At 68.5% G+C, this 19,632-nt stretch carries 20 protein-coding genes; 3 read left to right on the forward strand and 17 right to left on the reverse strand.

The window, feature by feature from the left end; all coding sequences use genetic code 11:
* Positions 1-14: 14 nt before the first annotated feature.
* The 11 genes from E5P2_RS33445 to E5P2_RS33495 form a co-directional block, all read right to left on the reverse strand.
* Positions 15-431, reverse strand: a complete 417-nt coding sequence (locus tag E5P2_RS33445; RefSeq protein ID WP_232080975.1) for a Zn-ribbon domain-containing OB-fold protein — start codon at positions 429-431, stop codon at positions 15-17.
* A 2-nt stretch (positions 432-433) separates the two neighbouring features.
* Complete coding sequence (locus E5P2_RS33450; RefSeq protein WP_232080976.1) at positions 434-1,588, reverse strand: thiolase family protein; 1,155 nt, start codon at positions 1,586-1,588, stop codon at positions 434-436.
* Complete coding sequence (locus E5P2_RS33455; RefSeq protein WP_162571373.1) at positions 1,585-2,823, reverse strand: CaiB/BaiF CoA transferase family protein; 1,239 nt, start codon at positions 2,821-2,823, stop codon at positions 1,585-1,587. Before E5P2_RS33455 ends, E5P2_RS33450 begins: the two co-directional genes overlap by 4 nt.
* Positions 2,820-4,070 carry a CaiB/BaiF CoA transferase family protein gene (locus E5P2_RS33460; RefSeq protein ID WP_162571374.1) on the reverse strand — a complete coding sequence of 417 codons (1,251 nt, stop codon included), beginning with the start codon at positions 4,068-4,070 and terminating at the stop codon, positions 2,820-2,822. Before E5P2_RS33460 ends, E5P2_RS33455 begins: the two co-directional genes overlap by 4 nt.
* A complete protein-coding gene (locus E5P2_RS33465; protein ID WP_162571375.1) occupies positions 4,067-4,846 on the reverse strand; it encodes an enoyl-CoA hydratase/isomerase family protein in 780 nt (259 codons plus the stop codon). Before E5P2_RS33465 ends, E5P2_RS33460 begins: the two co-directional genes overlap by 4 nt.
* Positions 4,847-4,880: 34 nt before the next feature.
* Complete coding sequence (locus E5P2_RS33470) at positions 4,881-7,424, reverse strand: CaiB/BaiF CoA transferase family protein (RefSeq protein WP_162571376.1); 2,544 nt, start codon at positions 7,422-7,424, stop codon at positions 4,881-4,883.
* Between the two features lie 22 nt (positions 7,425-7,446).
* The gene (locus E5P2_RS33475; RefSeq protein WP_162571377.1) at positions 7,447-8,355 is read right to left on the reverse strand and encodes an NAD(P)-dependent oxidoreductase; all 909 of its coding nucleotides are present in this window, start codon (positions 8,353-8,355) and stop codon (positions 7,447-7,449) included.
* A 17-nt stretch (positions 8,356-8,372) separates the two neighbouring features.
* On the reverse strand, positions 8,373-8,750 hold the full coding sequence (gene pcaC / locus E5P2_RS33480) for a 4-carboxymuconolactone decarboxylase (protein WP_162571378.1): 378 nt from the start codon (positions 8,748-8,750) through the stop codon (positions 8,373-8,375).
* Between the two features lie 54 nt (positions 8,751-8,804).
* The gene (locus E5P2_RS33485; protein WP_162571379.1) at positions 8,805-10,175 is read right to left on the reverse strand and encodes an MmgE/PrpD family protein; all 1,371 of its coding nucleotides are present in this window, start codon (positions 10,173-10,175) and stop codon (positions 8,805-8,807) included.
* Positions 10,160-10,939: an SDR family oxidoreductase gene (locus tag E5P2_RS33490; RefSeq protein ID WP_162571380.1), complete on the reverse strand. Its 780-nt coding sequence runs from the start codon at positions 10,937-10,939 to the stop codon at positions 10,160-10,162. The genes E5P2_RS33485 and E5P2_RS33490 overlap by 16 nt, the downstream gene beginning before the upstream one ends.
* An 87-nt stretch (positions 10,940-11,026) precedes the next feature.
* Positions 11,027-12,049, reverse strand: a complete 1,023-nt coding sequence (locus E5P2_RS33495; RefSeq protein ID WP_232080977.1) for a LacI family DNA-binding transcriptional regulator — start codon at positions 12,047-12,049, stop codon at positions 11,027-11,029.
* A 140-nt stretch (positions 12,050-12,189) separates the two neighbouring features.
* Here E5P2_RS33495 and E5P2_RS33500 point away from each other — a divergent pair, with 140 nt between their 5' ends.
* From E5P2_RS33500 to E5P2_RS33510, 3 genes are read left to right on the forward strand one after another with little or no spacing between them, the layout of a single operon-like run.
* Complete coding sequence (locus tag E5P2_RS33500) at positions 12,190-12,990, forward strand: N-acyl homoserine lactonase family protein (RefSeq protein ID WP_162571382.1); 801 nt, start codon at positions 12,190-12,192, stop codon at positions 12,988-12,990.
* A gap of 19 nt (positions 12,991-13,009) precedes the next feature.
* Positions 13,010-14,050, forward strand: coding sequence for a tripartite tricarboxylate transporter substrate binding protein (locus E5P2_RS33505; RefSeq protein ID WP_162571383.1), 1,041 nt, complete (start codon positions 13,010-13,012; stop codon positions 14,048-14,050).
* Positions 14,051-14,821 (forward strand): SDR family NAD(P)-dependent oxidoreductase, encoded by a 771-nt coding sequence (locus E5P2_RS33510; protein WP_162571384.1) that lies wholly within the window; start codon positions 14,051-14,053, stop codon positions 14,819-14,821.
* A gap of 26 nt (positions 14,822-14,847) precedes the next feature.
* On the opposite strand, the gene E5P2_RS33515 is transcribed toward E5P2_RS33510, so the two are convergent.
* The 6 genes from E5P2_RS33515 to E5P2_RS33540 form a co-directional block, all read right to left on the reverse strand.
* On the reverse strand, positions 14,848-15,828 hold the full coding sequence (locus E5P2_RS33515) for a Bug family tripartite tricarboxylate transporter substrate binding protein (protein WP_162571385.1): 981 nt from the start codon (positions 15,826-15,828) through the stop codon (positions 14,848-14,850).
* A 52-nt stretch (positions 15,829-15,880) separates the two neighbouring features.
* Complete coding sequence (locus tag E5P2_RS33520) at positions 15,881-16,207, reverse strand: non-heme iron oxygenase ferredoxin subunit (RefSeq protein ID WP_162571386.1); 327 nt, start codon at positions 16,205-16,207, stop codon at positions 15,881-15,883.
* A 67-nt stretch (positions 16,208-16,274) separates the two neighbouring features.
* On the reverse strand, positions 16,275-16,985 hold the full coding sequence (locus E5P2_RS33525; RefSeq protein ID WP_162571387.1) for an ABC transporter ATP-binding protein: 711 nt from the start codon (positions 16,983-16,985) through the stop codon (positions 16,275-16,277).
* Positions 16,982-17,752 (reverse strand): ABC transporter ATP-binding protein, encoded by a 771-nt coding sequence (locus E5P2_RS33530; protein ID WP_162571388.1) that lies wholly within the window; start codon positions 17,750-17,752, stop codon positions 16,982-16,984. Before E5P2_RS33530 ends, E5P2_RS33525 begins: the two co-directional genes overlap by 4 nt.
* Positions 17,745-18,740 (reverse strand): branched-chain amino acid ABC transporter permease, encoded by a 996-nt coding sequence (locus tag E5P2_RS33535; RefSeq protein ID WP_162571389.1) that lies wholly within the window; start codon positions 18,738-18,740, stop codon positions 17,745-17,747. The genes E5P2_RS33530 and E5P2_RS33535 overlap by 8 nt, the downstream gene beginning before the upstream one ends.
* Before the next feature lie 6 nt (positions 18,741-18,746).
* Entirely contained in the window at positions 18,747-19,631 is an 885-nt protein-coding gene (locus tag E5P2_RS33540) for a branched-chain amino acid ABC transporter permease (protein ID WP_162571390.1), read from the reverse strand.
* Between the last annotated feature and the right edge of the window lies 1 nt (position 19,632).

Raw genomic sequence — 19,632 nt, forward strand, 5'->3', positions numbered from 1 at the left:
CTCCTTGCTGCGGATCAATCGGCTGCGCGCAGCCTGAACTTCGGAATCGTCACTTCGTCCGTTGCGCGATCGAACACGACTTCGACCGCATCGCCGATGCGCACCTGGTCGTTCGGCGTACCGACGATGTTGCTGTACATGCGCGGCCCTTCATCGAGCTGGACCAGCGCCACGTTGTACGGCAGCTCGTCGCGGAAGCCCGGGTGGTAAGCGCGATGGAAGACGATGTACGAGAACACGCTGCCGCGCCCGGACACCTGCGCCCATTCGAAGCCGCTGGCCAGGCAGCGCGGGCAGACCGGACTGATCGGATAGCGGATGTGCGCGCAGTTGTCGCAGCGCTGCAGGCAGAGCCGGCCGGCGCGGCAGGCGTCCCAGAAGGGACGGTTCTCGTCGGTCAGGGTCGGCAGCGGTTTGGCGTAGTCGCTCATGTTCAACTCCTCCGCAGCACCAGCGCGTTGGCGCAATTGAGCGCCAGGCCGCGCCCGGTGACAAGGCAGACCTCGGCATCCGGCACCTGTCGCGGGCCGCACTGGTGGCGCATCTGGTTCACGCCTTCGACGATGTGCAGCCAGCCTTCCATGAAGGACTCCGAAAGATTGCCGCCGGCCGTGTTGACGGGCAGCGCGCCGCCGAGGCGGATGCGGCCGCCTTCGCAGAAAGGACCAGCCTCGCCAGGCGCGCAGAAGCCGCCATGTTCGAGCCACAGCAGCACGCTCGGCGTGAAGTTGTCGTAGAGCTGGGCGACGTCGATGTCGGTCGGCCCGACGCCGGCCATCGCGTAAGCGTCCTGCACCGCGCGCTTCTGATGCGGCGCGTACCACCAGTCCTCGCTGCCGAGGTTCTGCGTGGTGTAGCCCTGGCCCATGCCCGAGAGCAGCACCGGTGGCTGCTTCAGGTCGCGCGCGCGCTCGGCGCTCGACACGATGATGCAAACGCCACCGTCCGAGACCAGGCAGCAGTCGAGCAGATGCAGCGGCTCGACGATCCAGCGCGAGGCCTGGTGGTCGTCGATCGTGATCGGCTCGCGCATCACGGCGTGCGGATTCAGCGAAGCATGGTAACGGCAGGCCACAGCGATTTCGCCGAGCTGCCGGCTCGTGGTTCCATACACCGCCATGTGCCGCGCCGCGGTGATCGCGCTGTTGGCCGCGGCCGCCATGTAGCCCCAGATCGACGACGAATCGCCCCAGCCCTGCGCGCGGTCGAAGCGGCCGCCGCCGGTGGCCGCCGCATCGCCGAACACGCAGGCCACATGCGTCGCCATGCCTGCATGGATCGCGAGCGCGGCCTGCTGGACCAGCGCGCCCGCAGTCGAGCCGCCCAGGTTCATCGTGCCCGCGAAGCGCGGATTGATGCCCAGCGTCTCGCCGATGCGCAGGAAGTTCTGCGTGCTCTCGGGCGAGGTCTGGCCCGGCAGCGTCAGCAGGCCGTCGATCTGCTCCTTGCGCAAGCCGCTGTCGTCGAGCGCCGCCTTGAACGCGTCGACCGCGAGCGTCAACGCGGTCGAGCCCGGCACCTTGCCTTGCGCGCTGGCGCCGACGCCGACGATCGCGCATTGATCGCGCAGCATCGTGCCGGCACTCACTTGAGCACTCCCTGCGCCTGCAGGCCGTCGATCTCGGCGTCGGACAGGCCGAGCAGATCGTGCAGCACCTCGCGCGTGTGCTCGCCGAGCAGCGGCGCCGGCCGGGTCGGCCGCACCGGCGTGCGCGAGAGCCGGAACGGCAGGTTGTTGTAGATCGATTCGCCCATCTCCGCATGCGGCATCCGCACCCAGTGCTGCCGGTGCGCGAGCTGCGGATCGACGCGCACCACGTCGTGCGCGTCCTGCACCGCGCCGGCCGGAATGCCGCGGGCCTGCAGCGATGCCATCAACGCCTGGGCCTCGTGATCGGCGGTCCAGGCGGCGAGGCAGCGATCGAGTTCGGCACGCGCGCGGTAGCGCTCGGGCATCGTCTGCCAGCGCGCTTCGAGCGCCCACGCGGGACGGCCCATGACATCGACCAGCGCCGACCACTGCGCATCGTCCATCACCGTGATCGCGATCCAGCGGTCCTTGCCGGCGCAGGGGTAGACGCCGTGCGGCGCAGCCCACGGATGGTCGTTGCCGCGCCGCTGCTGCAGCCGGTGGTTGACGGTGAGATCGAGGAAGGTCGGCCCCATCAACGCGAGCATCGGTTCGGTCTGCGCGAAGTCGATGAACTGGCCCTGGCCGGTGCGGCGCCGATGGCGCAGCGCCGCGAGCACCGCGAAGGCCGCGTGGCAGGGATTGGGCAGATGGTCAGGGTAGTTGGTGCCGGTGCCCGCGGGCACGCGGCCCGGCAGGCCGCTCAGCTCCTGGATGCCGGTCAGCGCCGCGATGCTGCTGCCGGTGCCGCGGAAGTCGCGCTGCGGCCCGAGCGAGCCCTGCATCGACATCGCGAGATAGATGATGTCGGGCCGGATCTGCAGACAGGCGTCGGGACCGAGCCCGAACTTTTCCATCACGCCGGCCGCGAAGTTGTTGGCGACGATGTCGCTTTGCGCGATCAGCTTGCGCACCACGTCGAGCGCAGCCGGATGCTTCATGTCGATCGTGATGCCGCGCTTGCTGGTGTTGCGATCGGCGAAGTAGCCGCTGCGATTGACGCCGGGCTTGCCGCCCTTGTAGGGGCCGGCGAGGCGCAGCGAATCGAGCCGGGTCGAGCTCTCGATCTTGATCACGTCGGCACCGAGATCGCCGAGGATCTTGGTGGTGTACGAGCCGGCGCCGATCCAGCAGAAGTCGGCGACGCGCAGGCCGGCGAGGGGAAGACCCGCACTGGGTTTCGAGGCGGTCATGCGGCGACTCCGGCCGAGAACAGTCTCGACATTTCTTCATTCGACACGCCGATCTCGCCCAGCACCTCGGCCGTGTGCTCGCCGAGCAGCGGCGCGCGGCGCTGCATGTGCCATGGCGTCTGCGACAGCACGTAGGGCGCACCGGGCATGCGCGCCGCCTGCTTCAGCAAGGGATGCACGAAGTCGACGAACACCCCGCGCGCCTGCAGCTGGGGGTTCTCGAGCAGGTCGGCCGGCGTGCTGACCGGCGCCAGCGGAATCAATCGCTTCTGGCCTTCGCTGTAGAGCCAGTCCTTGCCGTGCTGCATCGACCAGCGCATGAAGAGCTCGCCGAACACTTCGCGCGCCTCGTCGGTCTTGAGGTAGCCGAGGTCGGACCACTCGGCACCGAACAGCCGCTCCACGCCTTCCATGCCTTCGTCCTTGAACCATTGCAGGCTGCGCGACCAGGCCGGGCTGTTGCCGATGCCGCGCGAGCCGAGGTAGATGTAGCCGTCCTTGCACTTGAAGAGGCCGTAGCCCGCGAAGCGCTGGTCCGACAGCGGCCGTTTGCGCACCACGCCTTCGAGGTCGTAGGTCTGCGCCGCGTTCTCCAGCGCCAGGGTCACGCTTTCCTGCAGCGAGATGTCGACGTGCTGGCCCTGGCCCGTGAGCTCGGCATCCGTGACCGCGAGCATCGCCGCCACCGCGCCGTACATCGCGGCGCACTTGAAGGCCTGGTTGCCGTGCGCCTGCGTCGGCGCGGCATCCTGGTAGCCGCCCATCCAGAGCAGGCCGCCCATGGCGAGGCCGATCAGGTCGGTGGCCTCCATCTGTGCATAGGGACCGGTCTGGCCGAAGGGCGTGATGCTGGCGACCACGATCTGCGGACGCAGCCGTGCGAGATCGTCGTAGCCGATGCCGCGCGCGGCCATCCAGCCGGGCGGCGCGGTCTCGATCACGAGGTCGGCGCCGGCGGCGAGTTCGCGCAAGAGGCGTTGTCCGCTGGCTGTGTCGAGGTCGAGGCAGATGCCGCGCTTGCTGCTGTTCTGGTAGGCGAATTCGAGGCTGCGCTCGATGCCTGCGCGGTCGTCGATGAAGGGCGGCTCGCGCCGCAGCTCGCTGCCGCCGGGCGGCTCGACCAGCAGCACGTCGGCGCCCATGTCGCCGAACAGCTTGCCCGCGTAGTTGCCCATCGCGCCCGACAGGTCGAGCACGCGCAGGCCTGTGAGTGCGGCAGCAGCGGCAGGCACCGCGACTGCGCTCATCTCATTTTCCATACGGGTTCGCGCTTCTCGGCGAAGGCCTTGCGGCCCTCGATGCGGTCCTCGGTGTTCTTGAGCAGGCCGTACATGTACTTGTCGATGTGCAGCGCATGCACCAGCGGCAGGTCCTGCCCCTGAACCACGAGCTGCTTGACCGCGCGCACGGCCAGCGGCGCGTTGCGCGCGATGCGCCGGCCGATGTCGAGCGCCGTCGGCATCAGCTCGGCATGCGGCACCACCTTGCTGACCAGGCCCATGCGCAGCGCCTCGTGCGCGTCGATGGTGTCGCCGGTGAGCAGCAGCAGCATCGCATCGGTCTTGGCGATCGAGCGCGGCAGCCGCTGCATGCTGCCGCCCCAGGGGATGGTGCCGCGCCGCACTTCGGTCAGTCCGAACTTGGCGTTCTCGGAGGCGATCGCGATGTCGCAGGCCAGGAGCAACTCGGTGCCGCCCGCGAGCGCGTAGCCGTTGACCGCGCAGATGATCGGCTTGTCGGTTTCTAGGCCCATGAAGGCGCTGCCCGGATTGCCCTTGCCGAGCAGCGTCTCGGCATAGCTTTCGTCGTCGGGCAGGGTCTTCTTGAGGTCGGCGCCGGTGCAGAAGGCCTTGTCGCCGGCACCGGTGAAGATGATCACGTGGATGTCGTCGTCCTTCTTGATGCGGTCGTAGAACGCATAGAGTTCGACACGCATTTCGGGGTCGATGGAGTTCATCGCGTGCGGCCGGTTGAGTTCGCACACGCAGACCTTGTCTTCGACGGTGATGTTGAGGTTGGCCATCTGGCTGCTCCTTCCTGTCTGTGGGATGTTGATGCTATGAGGCCGCGATGCCGAGCTTGCGGCGGTAGTCCGGATCGACTTCGTGGATCGCACGCAGGCGCTGCAGCTCGGCCAGGCCCATGGCGTCGAAGGGCTTGGGCGAGGTGGGCTCGGTGCAGACCACGCGTGCCTCGAACAGCGCGGCGATGCGGGCCTCGTCCATGCCGAGCACGTCGCGCAGGATGGCACGGCCGTCCTCGCCGTAGCGCGGCGCGGCATGGCGGATCCGGACCGCACGCAGCGCCAGCTTCCAGGGCCGGCCCATGATCGGACGCAGGCCCATCGGTGCCGGCAAGGGCACGCGCTCGTGGAAGCCGCGCGACACGAGGTGCGGGTCGAGCAGCAGGTCGCGGTTGTTCATGACCGGGCCGCAGGCGATGCCCGCGGATTGCAGCCGCTCGGCCAGCGCCGAGCCCTGCTGATCGCGGACCCAGCCGGCCACCAGTGCGTTGACCTCGTCGCGCCGCGCGCGCCGCGCCGCTGCCGCGGCAAGCCCCGAATCGACCGCGAGGCCATCGCCTGCCATGAAGCCGGCGAGCGTCTGCCATTGCGCGTCGGTCTCCACCGTGAGCGCGACCCAGCGGTCTTCGCCCGCACAGAGGTACGCGTCGCTCGGCACATGCACGGCGTCTTCGTTGCCGATGCGCTGCGGCTCGCTGCCGTCGATCTGGTATTGCAGCAGCGCCTCCGGAATCAGCGCGGCACCGACCTGGTACATGCCCAGGTCGATCCACTGCCCCTGACCGGTCTCGCGCATGTGGTGCAGCGCCACGAACAGCGCGGCGAGCCCGGTCCAGCAGGCGAGGAAATCGGGATAGGACTGGCCCACCTTCCACGGCTTGTCGCCACGGTAGCCGCTGTAGCTCGAGATGCCCATGGTCGGTTCGAGCGTCGTGCCCTGGCTCGGGAAATTGCGCCACGGGCCGGTCGAGCCGTAGCCGGTGTTGGACAGGCAGATCAGCTTCGGATTGATCTTCAACAGTTCCTCGTGGCCGAGTCCCCAGCCGCTCATCACGCGCGGCGTGAAGTTGTCGACCACGATGTCGGCCTTCGCGACGAGTTCGCGGAACAGCGCCTTGGCCTCGTCCTTCGCCATGTCGAGCACGATCGAGCGCTTGCCGCGGTTGACGACCTGGAACATGCCCGATCGGTTGATCGCATCGGTGCGCGGGTCGTTGTCGAGGTAGGTGGTCATCACGCCCTGGCGGGTCGGATCGAGCTTGAGCGGCGATTCGATCTTGATCACTTCCGCGCCCAGGTCGCTCAGCAGCGCGGCCATGTAGGGCACCGCGATCACCGTCGCGAGGTCGAGCACGCGCAGGCCTTCGAGCGGCAGGCGCGGTGCCGGCGCGGGCACGGCCGGAGCGACGCGGGGAGCGGCCGGCATCGCGAGCTCATTCAGCACTTCGGCCGTGTGTTCGCCGAGCATCGGTGCGCGCCGCGCGACCCCGGTCGGTGTCGCCGACATGCGGGCCAGCTCGCCCGGGCAGCGGAACGAACGCCCGCTCGGATGTTCGACATCGACGAAGAAATCGCGCGCGGCCAGTTGCTCGCACGCAAGCAGATCGGGCGCGGTCTGCACCACGCCCATCAGCAGGCGCTTCGTCGAGCCTTCGATGAACAGCGCCTTGGCATCCAGGTCCTTGACGCTTTGCGCGACCAGCTCGCGGACTTCGGCCACGTGCTGGGAGCGCTGGCGGTTGCTCGCGAAGCGCGGATCGCGCAACGCCTCGTTGTGGAACAGGTCGGCGAAGGTCTCCGCCGGCATCGGGCCGCCGGACTGGAAGGACAGGTAGCCGCGGCGCGTCTCGATCGGCGCGCCCGAATACGGATCCTGCACCGGCAGCCGGCGGCCCTGGATCGCGCCCATGAAGGTGTAGTAGGTCTCGCAGGTCACGAGTTCCGAGACCAGGCATTCCTGCACCGAGAGGTCGACGTGGTCGCCGATGCCGTCGCGCTCGGCCGCGCAATGCGCGGCGAGCGTGGCATAGGCGGCATTGAGGCCGGCACAGAAATAGGCCTGGTTCAGGCCGTGCTTGAGCGGCGCGCGGTCGGCCTGCCCGCTGATCTGCATGATGCCGCTCATCGCCTGCTGCACCAGGTCGCTGCCGGTCCAGCCGGCATGCGGGCCCTTCTGGCCGAAGTCGGTCACCGAGGTCACGACCAGCCGCGGGTTCCATTCGAGCATCGCCGCCGGTGCCAGGCCCCATCGCGCGAGCTCGCCGGGCTGGAAGCTCTCGATCACGATGTCGCTCGCGCGCACCAGTGCCTCGACCGCCTGCCGGCCTTGCGCGGTCTCGAGGTCCAGCGCGATGCCTCGCTTGTTCCAGTTGAGGTAGGCGAACAGCAGGCTGCGCTCGGCCTCCGGGCCTTCGTCGATCGACGGTGCCATGCGCCGTGCCGGGTCGCCCCTCGGCGGCTCGACCTTCACGACCTCGGCACCGAAGTCGCCGAGCAGCCGCGCCGCCATCGGCCCGGCGATGCCCTGACTCAGGTCCAGGACCCGGATGCCCTGCAGTGCGTTGCGGATCAACGGCATGACTGCGCGTGGCAGGTCGGCATCAAGGCTTGGGCTTGGCCGCGTCGTTGCCCGCGGTCCAATGCTCGATCGAGGTCACGAGCTCGGTCATGTCGCGCTGCATGCCGTCCTGCTTGCCGGCGAAGTTCCAGAGCTGGCGCACCGTGTTGCCGACCCACATCGGCACGCCCAGCGCTTCGCATTCCTCGACCGCGAGGCCGATGTCCTTGCACACGCTGCTGATCGGAAAGCCGAAGTCGAAGGTGCGCGGCATCACCTGTTTCATGAACTTGTCCTGCGAGGCACCGCTGCGGCCGCTGCCGGCATTGATCGCGGCCATCATCACGTCGGGATCGAGCCCGCCCTTCACGCCGGCCACGAAGGCTTCGGAGGTGATGGCGAAGGCGGTGGACGAGAGCATGTTGTTGAGCAGCTTGAGCAGCTGCGCCTGGCCCGGCTGCGGCCCGACCATGAAGAGCTTGCCGAAGGCCTCCAGCAGTTCACGCACCTGGTCTACCGCTTCGGGACGGCCCGCGACCATCACCGCCAGCGTGCCCTTCTGCGCACCGGCGGCGCCGCCGCTGACCGGCGCGTCGACCAGGTCGATGCCCTTCTCCAGCAGGCCCGCGGCAGCGGCGCGCGTCGCGCGCGAGCCGACGGTCGAGAGGTCGACCATGATCTTGACCGCCGTGCCGTCCTTCACGCCGCCCGCGCCCAGCGCCACGTCGCTGAAGATGGCCGGGCTCGGCAGACTGGTGAAGACGATGGCCGCGCTGTTCACCACGTCGGCGATGCTGCCGGCGGACTTGGCGCCCGCGGCCACCATCGCGGCGACGGCGGCATCGCTCTTGTCGTAGGCCAGCACGGTATGGCCCTTGGCGAGCAAGTGCTTGGCGATCGGGTTGCCCATCACGCCGACGCCGATGAAGCCGAGGGTTCTTTTCTCAGACATGGTGTGCTCCTCGGGGCTCAGATGCCCATGTCCTTGAACACCTGCCGCGCGACCTTGAACGAGCCGAGGCCCGCGGGCATGCCGCAGTAGACGGCCACCTGCAGGAAGGCCTCGCGGATCTCTTCCTTGGTCACGCCGTTGTTGATCGCGCCGCGCACGTGCGTCGCCAGTTCCTCGGGCCGGTTGAGCGCGGCGATCATGCCGAGGTTCAGCAGGCTGCGGGCCTTGCGGTCGAGGCCGGGGCGGGACCAGACGTCGCCCCAGCAGTACTGGGTCACCAGTTCCTGCATCGGCATGCTGAAGTCGTCGGCGCCCTTGAGCGCTGCATCGACGTACGCGTCGCCCGCGACCGCGCGGCGGACCTTCAGGCCCTGGTCAAACAGTTCCTTGTTCATTCGGTTTCTCCTTTGAGGTGGATGTCGGGATTCTCGGGATTCGGGGATTCGGTATCAGGCCGTGCCGGCCGCCAGCGGCATCAGCGTGCCCGCGTCTTCGCGGCCGTCGAGCGACCAGAGCGCGCCGATCAACGGCGCTGTGGCGCAGCCGCTGCCGCCCCACGCGGCCAGTTCGATGAGCTTGTGTTCGAGGTCTTCGTCACGCAGCGGTGCGTCCAGGCTGCCGCGCGCCGCCTCGACATGGTGCGACAGCGCACGGCCGTCGCGCAAGCGCAGCGTCACCGTGGCCGACTCGATGCCGTACTTCGCGTCATCGATGAAGACCAGCCTGTCGGCGAACGCGCGCCAGTGCGGCTCGGCCACGCAGGCGTCGCTGAACTCGTCGAGGCCGGCCTTGCCGCGTTCGAGGCTCACCGCGACCGCATGCTGGGCGCTGACCTGCGCCTCGCGCCCGGAGTGCGGCGCGGCGCGGTCGGTGCGCTCGCGCAGCAGCGGATGGCCGATGAGCTCGATGCGCTCGACTTCGTCCAGCGCGACCGGCGATGCGCGATGCAATGCCAGGCAGGCTTCGATCACCGGGTTCAGCACCACGCCGCACGGATAGGGCTTGTAGGTGTTGTTCATCAGCTCCCAGCGTTCGCCGAGCCCTTCGGTGAGGGACGCGAAGTCGGGCGCTTCGCCCGTCACGCGCAAGAAGCCGCGCGGCCCTTCGACCGGCATCCGGGGTCCCTCGAAACCCTGCGCCGCCAGCAGCGCCGACAGCAGGCCGTTGGACGCGGCATTGCCGACGCCGATGCTCTTGGCCATGGTGCCCAGATTCTCGACCAGTCCGCACGACTGCGCCGACGCATTGCCGAGCGCCCAGAGCGTGCGCGTCTCGTCGAGCTGCATCGCGCGCGCGATGGCCGCGGCGGCGCCGAACACGCCGCAGGTCGAGGTGATGTGCCAGCCGCGCTGGTAGTGGCCAGGCGAGATGGCGTTGCCGAGCCGGCATTCGATCTCGACGCCGAGCACGAAGGCCAGCAGCAGGTCGCGGCCCGACAGGCGCTGCGTCTGCGCCAGCGCGAGCAGCGCCGGCGCCACCGGCGCGGTCGGATGGATGATGGTCGGCAGGTGCGTGTCGTCGTAATCGAACACGTTGCCGCTCATCGCATTGAGAGAGGCCGCGTGCAGCGCATCCGTCGTCTCTGCGCGGCCGATCAGGTGACAGGCGCTGCCGGCGCGAAACTGCGCGAACACGCGCGACGCGGCACGCAGCGCCGGATCGTTGCAGCCCGCGAGCGCGGTGGCGAAGAAGTTGACCAGCGCGCGCTTGGCCTCGTGCTGCACGTTGCGCGGCACCCCGTCCCACTGCGTGCGCGCGACGAAGCGCGCCAGGGCCGCGCTCTCGTCGCCCGCCGGCGGGTGCTTCAGCTCGCCAGCCATCCGCCCTCCACCGGCAGCACGGTGCCCGTGATGTCCCTGCCCGAGGGGCTGCAAAGGAACACCAGCAGATCCGCGATGTGGGCCGGATCGACGAAGCGCTGGATCGGCTGCTTGCCGGCGAGGAAGTGCTGTGTGGCCTGCACGCGGTCGAGGCCGGTTTCTTCCATCACCGCGTCGATGCGCTTCTCGCTGGTCGGCGTCAGCACGGCGCCCGGGCAGATCGCGTTGCAGGTGATGCCCTGGTTGATGGTCTCGACCGCGATGGCGCGGGTCAGGCCGATCAGCGCCGTCTTGGTCGTCACGTAGTCGATGCGGTTGGGCACGGCGCGCGCGCCGTAGACCGAGGTCATGTTGAAGATCCGGCCCCAGCCGCGCTCGCGCATGCCGGGCAGGCTCAGGCGAATGGTGTGGAAGGCCGCGCTCAGGTTGATGGCGAGCGCGCGGTCCCAGGCCTCGACCGGGAACTCCGCCACGCCGCAGAAGTGCCGCGTCACGGCGTTGTTGACCAGCACGTCGACGCCGCCGTGACGGCCTTGCACCTCCCTCACCAGCCGCTCGGCAGCCCCGGCCTCGGCGAGGTCGGCATGCACGTAGGCGACGCTGACGCCGTGCGTGCGCTCCAACTGCGCCTGAACCGGCTGCACGCTCTCGGGCGCCTCGATGCCGTGCAGCACGATGTTGCAGCCGGCCCGCGCGAGCCCTTCGGCCACGGCATGGCCGAGGCCGGCCGCGGAGCCGGTGATCAGAGCGGTTTTGCCCTTCATGATCGATGTTTTCCGTTCTTCATCACGATGTGATAGCGGTAACATTATCGCCGAAAACAAGGGCAGTGCAAGCAGTTTCCCCCGCCTTCAGGTGCTCTCGCGCTGGATCACCTCGAAGCCCAGGTCCAGGCGCACGGCTTCCTTGGACCCGCGCATCCGCTCCAGCAGGGCCTCGGCGCTGCGGCGGCCGATCTCCAGCCGAGGCAGGCGCAGGCAGGTCAGGCGCGGCACGGTGTGCTGCAGGATGTCGAGGTCGTCGAAGCCGGCGATCGCCACCCGGTGCGGCACCTTCCAGCCGCGGCGCTGGGTCTCGAAGAGCGCGCCGATCGCCAGCACGTCGCCGGCGAAGAAGATCGCGTCGACATCGGGCGCCCGCGTCATCATGTCGACCATCGCGTGGGCGCCGGAGGTCAGGCCGGGCGCGACCTCGCTGATCAGCAGCGTGTCTTTCTTCAGGCCGAGGGCGCGCAGGCCCGCGAGGTAGCCGCGCTGGCGTTCGCGGGCGCGGCGGTTGATCCGGGTGTCGAGCGTGACCAGGCCGATGCGGCGGTAGCCGCGCGAGCCCAGGTGCACGGTCATGGCCTTGGCGGCGTCGGCATTGGAATAGCTGACCACCATGTCGAGCGGTGTGCGCGGCATGTCGCCAGTCTCGATCACCGGGATGCCGGCGCGCGCGATCATCTGCAGCGCGCGCGGCGTGTGGTCGGTGTTGTGCAGGACCAGCCCGCAGACGCGCTGCGCGAGCAGGGCGCCGATCAGGGCTTCTTCCTCGTTCAGCGAGTAGCCGCTGTCGGCCAGGAGCAGGTGCAGGCCGGCGGTGCGCAGCACGTCGGAGGTGCCCTTGGCCGTATCGGCATAGAGCGAGTTCTGGATGCTGGGGATGATCTGGCCGACCACGCTGGAGCGGTTGGACGCCAGGTTGGCCGCGATGCTGTTGGGCACGTAGCCGATCTTCTGCACCGCATCGAGGACCGCCTTGCGCGTCTCTTCCGACAGCTTCTGCGGCTCGCGCAGCGCGCGCGACACCGTCATCAGCGACACGCCGGCCGCGTTGGCCACGTCGCGCATCCGTGCGCCCGCGCCGCCCGTGCGGACCTTCCCCTCAGCCACGAGGAATGCCTCCATCGGCGGGGAGGGTTTCGAAGGTCGGATGTTGTCGCATCGGGAAATCATACGTGACAGTTTTTTATGATAGCGTTACCATAGTTTTCCGGTTTTCAACCTCCTTCTCGCCCTCCTGGAGACAACGCATGGCGGCCGCCCCCGAGACCTATCGCGTGTTCGCGATCAAGTATGCCCATCACGAGCGCCGATCGGGCGTCAACTTCATCGGCGGCGACAGCCACGACGTGCCGATGCCGATGGACTTCTTCGTCTGGGCCGTGGTCGGCGAGTCGCGCAGCTTCGTGGTGGACACCGGCTTCGACCAGGCGATGGCGGCGCGGCGCGGCCGCTCGATCATCCGTCCGATCGAGGAAGGCCTGCGTGCCGTCGGCATCGACACCTCCACGGTCGAGGACGTGATCCTGACCCACATGCACTACGACCATGCGGGCAACCGCGACCTGTTCCCGCGTGCGCGCTACCACCTGCAGGACCGCGAGATGGCCTATTGCACCGGCCGCTGCATGTGCCATTCGCCGATCGCGCGCCACTTCGAGGCCGACGACGTTGCGGGCATGGTGCACCGCGTGTTCGAAGGACGGGTGCAGTTCCACGACGGCGATTCGCAGATCGCGCCAGGGCTGAGCGTGCACCGCGTGGGCGGGCACACCGAAGGCATGCAGGTGGTGCGGGTGCATACGCAGCAGGGCTGGCTGGTGCTGGCTTCGGACGCATCGCACTTCTACGCGAACATGGAGCAGCGGCGGCCCTTTCCCGCGGTCCACAACGTCGGCGACATGCTGGAAGCGTATACGCGCCTCTACAGCCTGGCCGACGCGCCGCACCTGGTGATCCCGGGACACGACCCGGACGTGCTGCGCCGCTTCGCAGCGCCCAGCCGTGAACACGAAGGCTGGATTGCGCGCCTGGATGCGTCCGCCCGCTGAACCGACAAGGATCCCGACCATGACTTTCGATTCGTCGCCGCGCGATGCCGCGCGCAAGGCCCCGGCTCGCTCGCTTCGCCACGCCATGGCCGCCCTCGCCGCACTGGGCATCGCCGCGCTGCTGGCGACCGGCCCGGCCGGTGCGGAAGAAACCGCGCAGAAATTCCCCAGCCATGCGGTGCGCCTGGTGGTGCCCTACCCGCCGGGCGGCAGCGTCGACCCGGTGGCGCGGCTCATGAGCCAGAAGCTGACCGAGCTCTGGGGCCAGCAGGTGGTGGTGGACAACCGCCCCGGCGCGAGCACCATCATCGGCACCGACGTGGTCGCCAAGGCGCCGGCCGACGGCTACACGCTGCTGCTGACGGCCAGCACGCACGTCAGCAACGCGCTGCTGTTCCACAACCTGCCTTACGACAGCTTCAAGGATTTCGCGCCGATCACGCCGGTCTACAAGGCGGACTTCGTGCTGGTCGAGACGCCCTCGGTGCCGGCCAACACGCTGCAGGAATTCATCGCCTACGCAAAGGCCAACCCGGGCAAGATCAGCTACGCCTCGGCCGGTGCCGGCAATGCGAACCACATGGCGGCCGAACTCTTCAGCCGCATGGCCGGCGTGAAGATGCTGCACGTGCCGTACAAGGGCGGCGGGCCGCTCATCAACGACATGCTGAGCGGGCAGGTGCAGCTCTATTTCGCTGTGCCGGTGTCGGTGCAGCAGTTGATCCAGACCGGCAAGCTCAAGGCGCTGGCGACCACCTCGGAAGCGCGCCTGCCGTTGATCCCGAACGTGCCGACCTTCGCCGAGGCCGGGCTTCCGGGCTTCGGCATGCGCTCGTGGATCGGCCTCTTGGCGCCGGCCAGGACGCCGAAGCCGATCATCGACAAGATCAACGCCGACATGGCCCGCGTGCTCGCGATGCCCGACGTGCGGCAGCGCATGGAGAGCCAGGGAACGATTCCTTTCTCGATGGACCCGCCGCACTTCGCCGCCATGATGAAGGAAGACCTGGGCACCTTCGACCAGATCATCAAGGCGGCCGACATCAAGATCGAACAGTAGATGCTGGCCGGCTACACGACCGTCATCACCGGCGCCGGCAGCGGCATGGGCGCCGCCGCTGCGCAGCGCTTCGCGCGCGAAGAGGCGCGCGTGGTGGTCTCCGACATCGACGAGGCCGCGGCCGTCGCGGTGGCGCGCGAGATCGATCCTTCGGGCGCGCGCGCGATCGGCGTGCGCTGCGATGTCGCCCGTGCCGCCGACTGCGCGCACCTGGTGGCCGAGGCCGAGGCTTTCTTCGGCACGCCGATCGATGTCTTCATGGCGAACGCGGGTGTCAGCTTCGCGGGCGATTTTCTCGACGCCAGCCCCGAGACGCTGCAGCGCATCGTCGACGTGAACGTGACGGGCAGCATCTTCTCGGCACAGGCGGCATTGCGCAGCCTGGTGCGCAGCCCGCGCGCTTCGCTGGTCTTCACCAGTTCGATCAGCGGCGTCACCGGGCGCGCCAAGCGCAGCGTCTACAACGCCTCCAAGCACGCGCTCGGCGGGCTGGTGAAGGCGCTCGCGCTCGAGTTCGGCCCGGCCGGCGTGCGCGTGAATGCGATCGCACCCGGCGCCACCGACACGCCCTTCCTGCGCGCGCACCTGGCCAAGGTCAATCCGGATATCGACAAGGCAGTCGCGGGCATCGTCGGCGTCATGCCGCTCGGGCATCTGATCTCGCCGGAGGATTTTGCCGATGCGGCGGTGTTCCTGGTCTCATCGGCGTCGCGCTCGATCACCGGGCACACGCTGGTGCTCGACGGCGGCGCGACGGCAGGACGCATGTAGCGCGCGGCGCCCCATGCGCGGGGCGCTCAGTCGAGCTTGACGTTCGCTTCCTTGATGATGCGGGCGTACTTGTCGTGGTCCGCCTTCATCACCCGGCCGAACTCATCCGGCGTCAGCTGGTAGCGGCCCATGCCGCCGGCATCGAGCTTCTCAAGCGTTTCGGGCAAGGCCATGATCTTGTCGATTTCCTTCGACAGCTTGGCCACCACGTCCTTCGGCGTGCCGGCCGGCGCGAGCAGGCCGTACCAGATGCGGATCTCGTAGCCGGGCAGGCCCGCCTCGGCGAAGGTCGGCACGTCCGGCAGCGAGGGCAGCCGGGTCGGGCTCGACACCGCGAGTGCGCGCAGCTTGCCGGCCTTGATGTGCGGCAGCACGATGATGGGGCTGCCGTAGGTGAACTGCACCTGGCCGCCAAGCAGGTCGGCCACCGCGGGCGCACCGCCCTTGTACGGCACATGCATTGTCTTGACGCCGGCCATGATGTTGAACAGTTCGCCGGCCAGGTGGTTGGGATTGCCGGTGCCGGCCGACGAGTAGTTGAGCTCGCCGGGCTTCGACTTGGCGAGCGCGATGAACTCCTTCAGGGTCTTGGCCGGCACGGCAGGATTGACGGTCAGGATCACCGGCGCGTCGCACAGCATCGACACCGGCACGAAGTCCTTCAGGGGGTCGTAGGTGGTCTGCACCAGCAGCGGGTTGGTGACATGGGCGGTCGCCGCCAGCAGCAGCGTGTAGCCGTCGGGCGCGGCGCGGGCGGTGAACTCGGTGCCGATCACCGCGTTGCCGCCGGGCTTGTTGTCGACGATCACCTGCTGGCCGAAGTCCTCCGTAATCTTTTGACTCAGCACGCGCGCGAGCGGGTCGACGCTGCCGCCCGGCGGGAACGGAACGATCAGCCGGATCGGCTTGGTCGGATACTTGGTCTGTGCCGGCGCCACGGTCGGCGCGAGCAGTGAGACGGCGGTCATCAGGCCGCTGGCAAGCAAGGCGCGTTTCTTGATCATCATCGATGTCTCCTGTCGCGGGCCCGAAGCGGCCCGCCCTGTTCGAGGGTACCGGCTAGCCTTCGACGCCTTCGATGTCGACCAGCACCTGGCCGTCCTCGATGCGGACCGGGAAGACCGGCAAGTCATTGCAGGCCGGCGGCGTCAGCACCTTGCCGGTCCTGACGTTGAAGCACGACTGGTGCATCGGGCATTCGATCGTCTCGCCGTCGAGGTAGCCATCCGACAGCTTCACGTCCGGCTCATGCGTGCACAGGTCGCCGATCGCATGGATCTCTTCGCCGAGGCGGTAGAGCGCGATGGGCTTGCCCGCGACCTCCACGGCCAGTGGTGCACCTTCCCACACTTCGTCGAGCGCGCTTGCGCGATGCCAGTCACTCATCTTTCGTCACTTTCATGATAGCGCTAACCTTGCGCACTTTATGCGCCGGCCGCGGGACTGTCAAGCCTCAGATCCCGAGCCGCGAGCGCAGGGCCGACGCCCTGGCCTGCAAGTGCGTCGACGCGAAGGCGTCGACGATGCGACCGTGCTCCATGACGTAGAAGCGATCGGAGATCGGCGCCGCAAAATGGAAGTTCTGCTCGACCATCACGATCGTCATGCCGCGCTCGCGCAGCACGCGGATCATCCTCGCCAGCGCCTGCACGATCACGGGCGCCAGGCCTTCGGAGATCTCGTCCAGCAGCAGCAGGTCGGCGCCCGCGCGCAGGATGCGGGCGATCGCGAGCATCTGCTGCTCGCCACCGGACAGACGGGTGCCCTGCGCGGCAGCGCGCCCCTTCAGGTTCGGGAACAGCGCGTAGATCTGGTCGAGCGGCATGCCGCGCCCGCTGCTTGCGACGACCGGCGGCAGCAGCAGGTTCTCCTCGGTCGACAGCGAAGCGAAGATGCCGCGCTCCTCGGGGCAATAGCCCACGCCCAGGTGCGCGATCCTGCGCGTCGGCATGCCGATCGTCTCGACGCCGCCGATGCGGACCGAACCGCGCCGGGCGTCGGTCAGCCCCATCAGGGCGCGCAGCGTGGTCGTGCGGCCGGCGCCGTTGCGTCCCAGCAGGGTGACGACCTCGGCGCGGTCGACGTGCAGGTCGACGCCGTGCAGCACGTGCGACTCGCCATACCACGCATGCAGGCCCTGGATCTCCAGCGCGGCCTGCGTCATCGCGCGGGCTCCGCTTCGGCCGCGGCAGTGCCCATGTAGGCCTCGGTCACCAGCGGGTTGGCCGCCACTTCCTCGTAGCGGCCCTCGGCCAAGACGGCGCCGCGCTGCAGCACGGTGATGCGGTCGGAGATGCCCGACACGATGCTCATGTTGTGCTCCACCATCAGGATGGTCCGGCCGGCCGAGACATTCTTGATCAGCGCCGTCACGTGCGCGACGTCCTCCAGGCCCATGCCCGCGGTGGGCTCGTCCAGCAGCATGAGCTCGGGCTCCATCGCGAGCGTGGCCGCGATTTCCAGCGCGCGCTTGCGGCCGTAGGGCAGGTCCATCGCGACGGCATCGGCGAAGCTTTCGAGATCGACCTGGGCCAGCAGTGCCATGGCGCGCGCGTTCAGGCCGGCCAGCGTGCGTTCGCGCTTCCAGAAGTGAAACGACGTGCCGAGCGCGCGCTGCAGGCCGACGCGCACGTTCTGCAGCACCGTCATGTGCGGAAAGACGGCGGAGATCTGGAACGAGCGGATGATGCCCATGCGCGCGATCTCGGCCGGCCGTGCGCGGGTGATGTCGCGCCCGTTGAAGAAGATCCGCCCGGCGCTGGGTTCGAGGAACTTGGTCAGCAGGTTGAAGCAGGTCGTCTTGCCGGCGCCGTTCGGTCCGATCAGCGCATGGATGTGGCCGCGCTCCACGCTGAGGTCGACGCCGTCGACCGCGCGGAAGCCGCGGAAGTCCTTGACGAGGCCTTCGGCGCGCAGGATCACGTCAGCCATGCGGCGGACCTTCCGGCCGTGGCCTGTCGGGCCGCAGCGCATGCGCCAGCTCGCCGAGGATGCCGCGGCGAAACAGCATCACGCAGGCCATGAAGATCAGGCCCGTGACCAGCGGCACCGAGACGCCGATGGCCCGGAACCATTCGATGCCGGTGGCCGCCGCGAGGAAGTCGCCGATGTCGCCCAGCTTGCTTTCCAGCGCGACGATGATGGCGGCGCCGAAGATCGGTCCGACGAAGGTCCCCATGCCGCCGATCAGCGTCATCAGGATGACCAGGCCCGACATGGCCCAGTGCACGTCGGTCAGCGTGGCCGCGCCGAGCACCACCGACTTGGTCGCCCCGGCCAGCCCCGCGAGCGTGGCCGACAGCACGAAGGCCACCAGCTTGTACCTGGCGACGTCGTAGCCCAGCGAGAGCGCGCGCGGCTCGTTGTCCTTGATCGCCTGCAGCACCTGGCCGAAGGGTGAATGCACGGTGCGCACCATGAGCCCGAAGCCCGCGAGCACGATGGCGAGCACGACGTAGTACAGGGTCAGGTCGTTGTGCAGATCGATGAAGCCGAGCAGCGTGCCGCGCGGGATCGCCTGGAGGCCATCCTCGCCGCCGGTGAAGGGCGCCTGCAGATAGAAGAAGTAGAGCATCTGCGCCAGCGCCAGCGTGATCATCGAGAAGTACACGCCCTGCCGGCGGATCGCGAGGCCGCCCACCACCAGGCCGATCAGCGCCGAGGCGCCGGTGCCGAGCAGGATCCCGGCCTCGGTCGGCATGCCCAGCGAGGCCAGCGCATAGCCGCAGAAATACGCGGCGCCGCCGAAGAAGGTCGCGTGGCCGAAGGACACCAGTCCGGCGAAGCCGATCAGCAGGTTGAAGGAACAGGCGAACAGCGCATAGAGCAGCACCTTCATCACCAGCACCGGATAGAGCACCGCCGGCGCGGCGAGCAAGGCGAGCAGTGCGAGGACATAGCCCCATTTCTTGAGCGTCATGCGGTCCTACTTTTCGCGGCCGAACAAGCCCGCAGGGCGAAGCACCAGCACGATGGCCATGATGATGAAGACCATCGTGGAGGACAGCTGCGGATAGAAGACGCCGGCGAGCGCCTCGACCACGCCGAGGCCGAGGCCGGTGAGGATGGCGCCGAGGATCGAGCTCAGCCCGCCGATCACCACCACGGCGAAGACCACGACGATGAGGTTGCTGCCCATCAGCGGCGAGACCTGGACCATCGGCGCCGCGAGCACGCCGGCCAGCCCCGCCAGCCCGGCGCCCAGGCCGTAGGTCAGCGTGACCAGCAGCGGCACGTTGACGCCGAAGGCTTCCACCAGCTTCGGGTTCTCGGTGCCCGCGCGCAGCGTGGCGCCCAGGCGCGTCTTCTCGATCACGAACCAGATCGCGAAGCACACCACCAGCGACACCGCCACCACCCACGCACGGTAGTTCGGCAGCACCATGAAGCCGATGTCGGTCGCGCCCTGCAGCGCATCGGGCACCGAATAGGGCTTGCCCGATACGCCGTACATCGAATGGAAAAGACCTTCGAGCGCCTGCGCGAGGCCGATCATCAGCAGCATGCCGTAGAGGTGGTCCAGCCTGTAGAGCCGGCGCAGCATCGACCGTTCGATCGCGATGCCGAAGACGCCCACCAGGATCGGCGTCAGCAGCAGCATTCCCCAGTAGCCGATGCCCGCGTAGCTGAGCCCCATCCACGCCAGGAACGCGCCCAGCATGTAGAGCGCGCCGTGCGACAGGTTGATGACGTTGAGCAGGCCGAAGATGACGGCCAGGCCGAGCGACAGCAACGCATAGAAGGAGCCGTTCACCAGCCCGAGGAAGAGCTGCGCGAGCAGGGCCTGGTGGGGAATGCCGAAGATGTCCAAC

The organism is Variovorax sp. SRS16, assembly GCF_901827165.1.
Classification (GTDB): domain Bacteria; phylum Pseudomonadota; class Gammaproteobacteria; order Burkholderiales; family Burkholderiaceae_C; genus Variovorax.

Excerpts from the sequence above, each read along its gene's own strand:
- E5P2_RS33445 (WP_232080975.1), bottom strand. The coding sequence starts at position 431 with ATGAGCGACTACGCCAAACCGCTGCCGACCCTGACCGACGAGAACCGT.
- E5P2_RS33455 (WP_162571373.1), bottom strand. The coding sequence starts at position 2,823 with ATGACCGCCTCGAAACCCAGTGCGGGTCTTCCCCTCGCCGGCCTGCGC.
- E5P2_RS33460 (WP_162571374.1), bottom strand. The coding sequence starts at position 4,070 with ATGAGCGCAGTCGCGGTGCCTGCCGCTGCTGCCGCACTCACAGGCCTG.
- E5P2_RS33465 (WP_162571375.1), bottom strand. The coding sequence starts at position 4,846 with ATGGCCAACCTCAACATCACCGTCGAAGACAAGGTCTGCGTGTGCGAA.
- E5P2_RS33470 (WP_162571376.1), bottom strand. The coding sequence starts at position 7,424 with ATGCCGTTGATCCGCAACGCACTGCAGGGCATCCGGGTCCTGGACCTG.
- E5P2_RS33475 (WP_162571377.1), bottom strand. The coding sequence starts at position 8,355 with ATGTCTGAGAAAAGAACCCTCGGCTTCATCGGCGTCGGCGTGATGGGC.
- pcaC (WP_162571378.1), bottom strand. The coding sequence starts at position 8,750 with ATGAACAAGGAACTGTTTGACCAGGGCCTGAAGGTCCGCCGCGCGGTC.
- E5P2_RS33485 (WP_162571379.1), bottom strand. The coding sequence starts at position 10,175 with ATGGCTGGCGAGCTGAAGCACCCGCCGGCGGGCGACGAGAGCGCGGCC.
- E5P2_RS33490 (WP_162571380.1), bottom strand. The coding sequence starts at position 10,939 with ATGAAGGGCAAAACCGCTCTGATCACCGGCTCCGCGGCCGGCCTCGGC.
- E5P2_RS33500 (WP_162571382.1), top strand. The coding sequence starts at position 12,190 with ATGGCGGCCGCCCCCGAGACCTATCGCGTGTTCGCGATCAAGTATGCC.
- E5P2_RS33505 (WP_162571383.1), top strand. The coding sequence starts at position 13,010 with ATGACTTTCGATTCGTCGCCGCGCGATGCCGCGCGCAAGGCCCCGGCT.
- E5P2_RS33510 (WP_162571384.1), top strand. The coding sequence starts at position 14,051 with ATGCTGGCCGGCTACACGACCGTCATCACCGGCGCCGGCAGCGGCATG.
- E5P2_RS33515 (WP_162571385.1), bottom strand. The coding sequence starts at position 15,828 with ATGATGATCAAGAAACGCGCCTTGCTTGCCAGCGGCCTGATGACCGCC.
- E5P2_RS33520 (WP_162571386.1), bottom strand. The coding sequence starts at position 16,207 with ATGAGTGACTGGCATCGCGCAAGCGCGCTCGACGAAGTGTGGGAAGGT.
- E5P2_RS33525 (WP_162571387.1), bottom strand. The coding sequence starts at position 16,985 with ATGACGCAGGCCGCGCTGGAGATCCAGGGCCTGCATGCGTGGTATGGC.
- E5P2_RS33530 (WP_162571388.1), bottom strand. The coding sequence starts at position 17,752 with ATGGCTGACGTGATCCTGCGCGCCGAAGGCCTCGTCAAGGACTTCCGC.
- E5P2_RS33535 (WP_162571389.1), bottom strand. The coding sequence starts at position 18,740 with ATGACGCTCAAGAAATGGGGCTATGTCCTCGCACTGCTCGCCTTGCTC.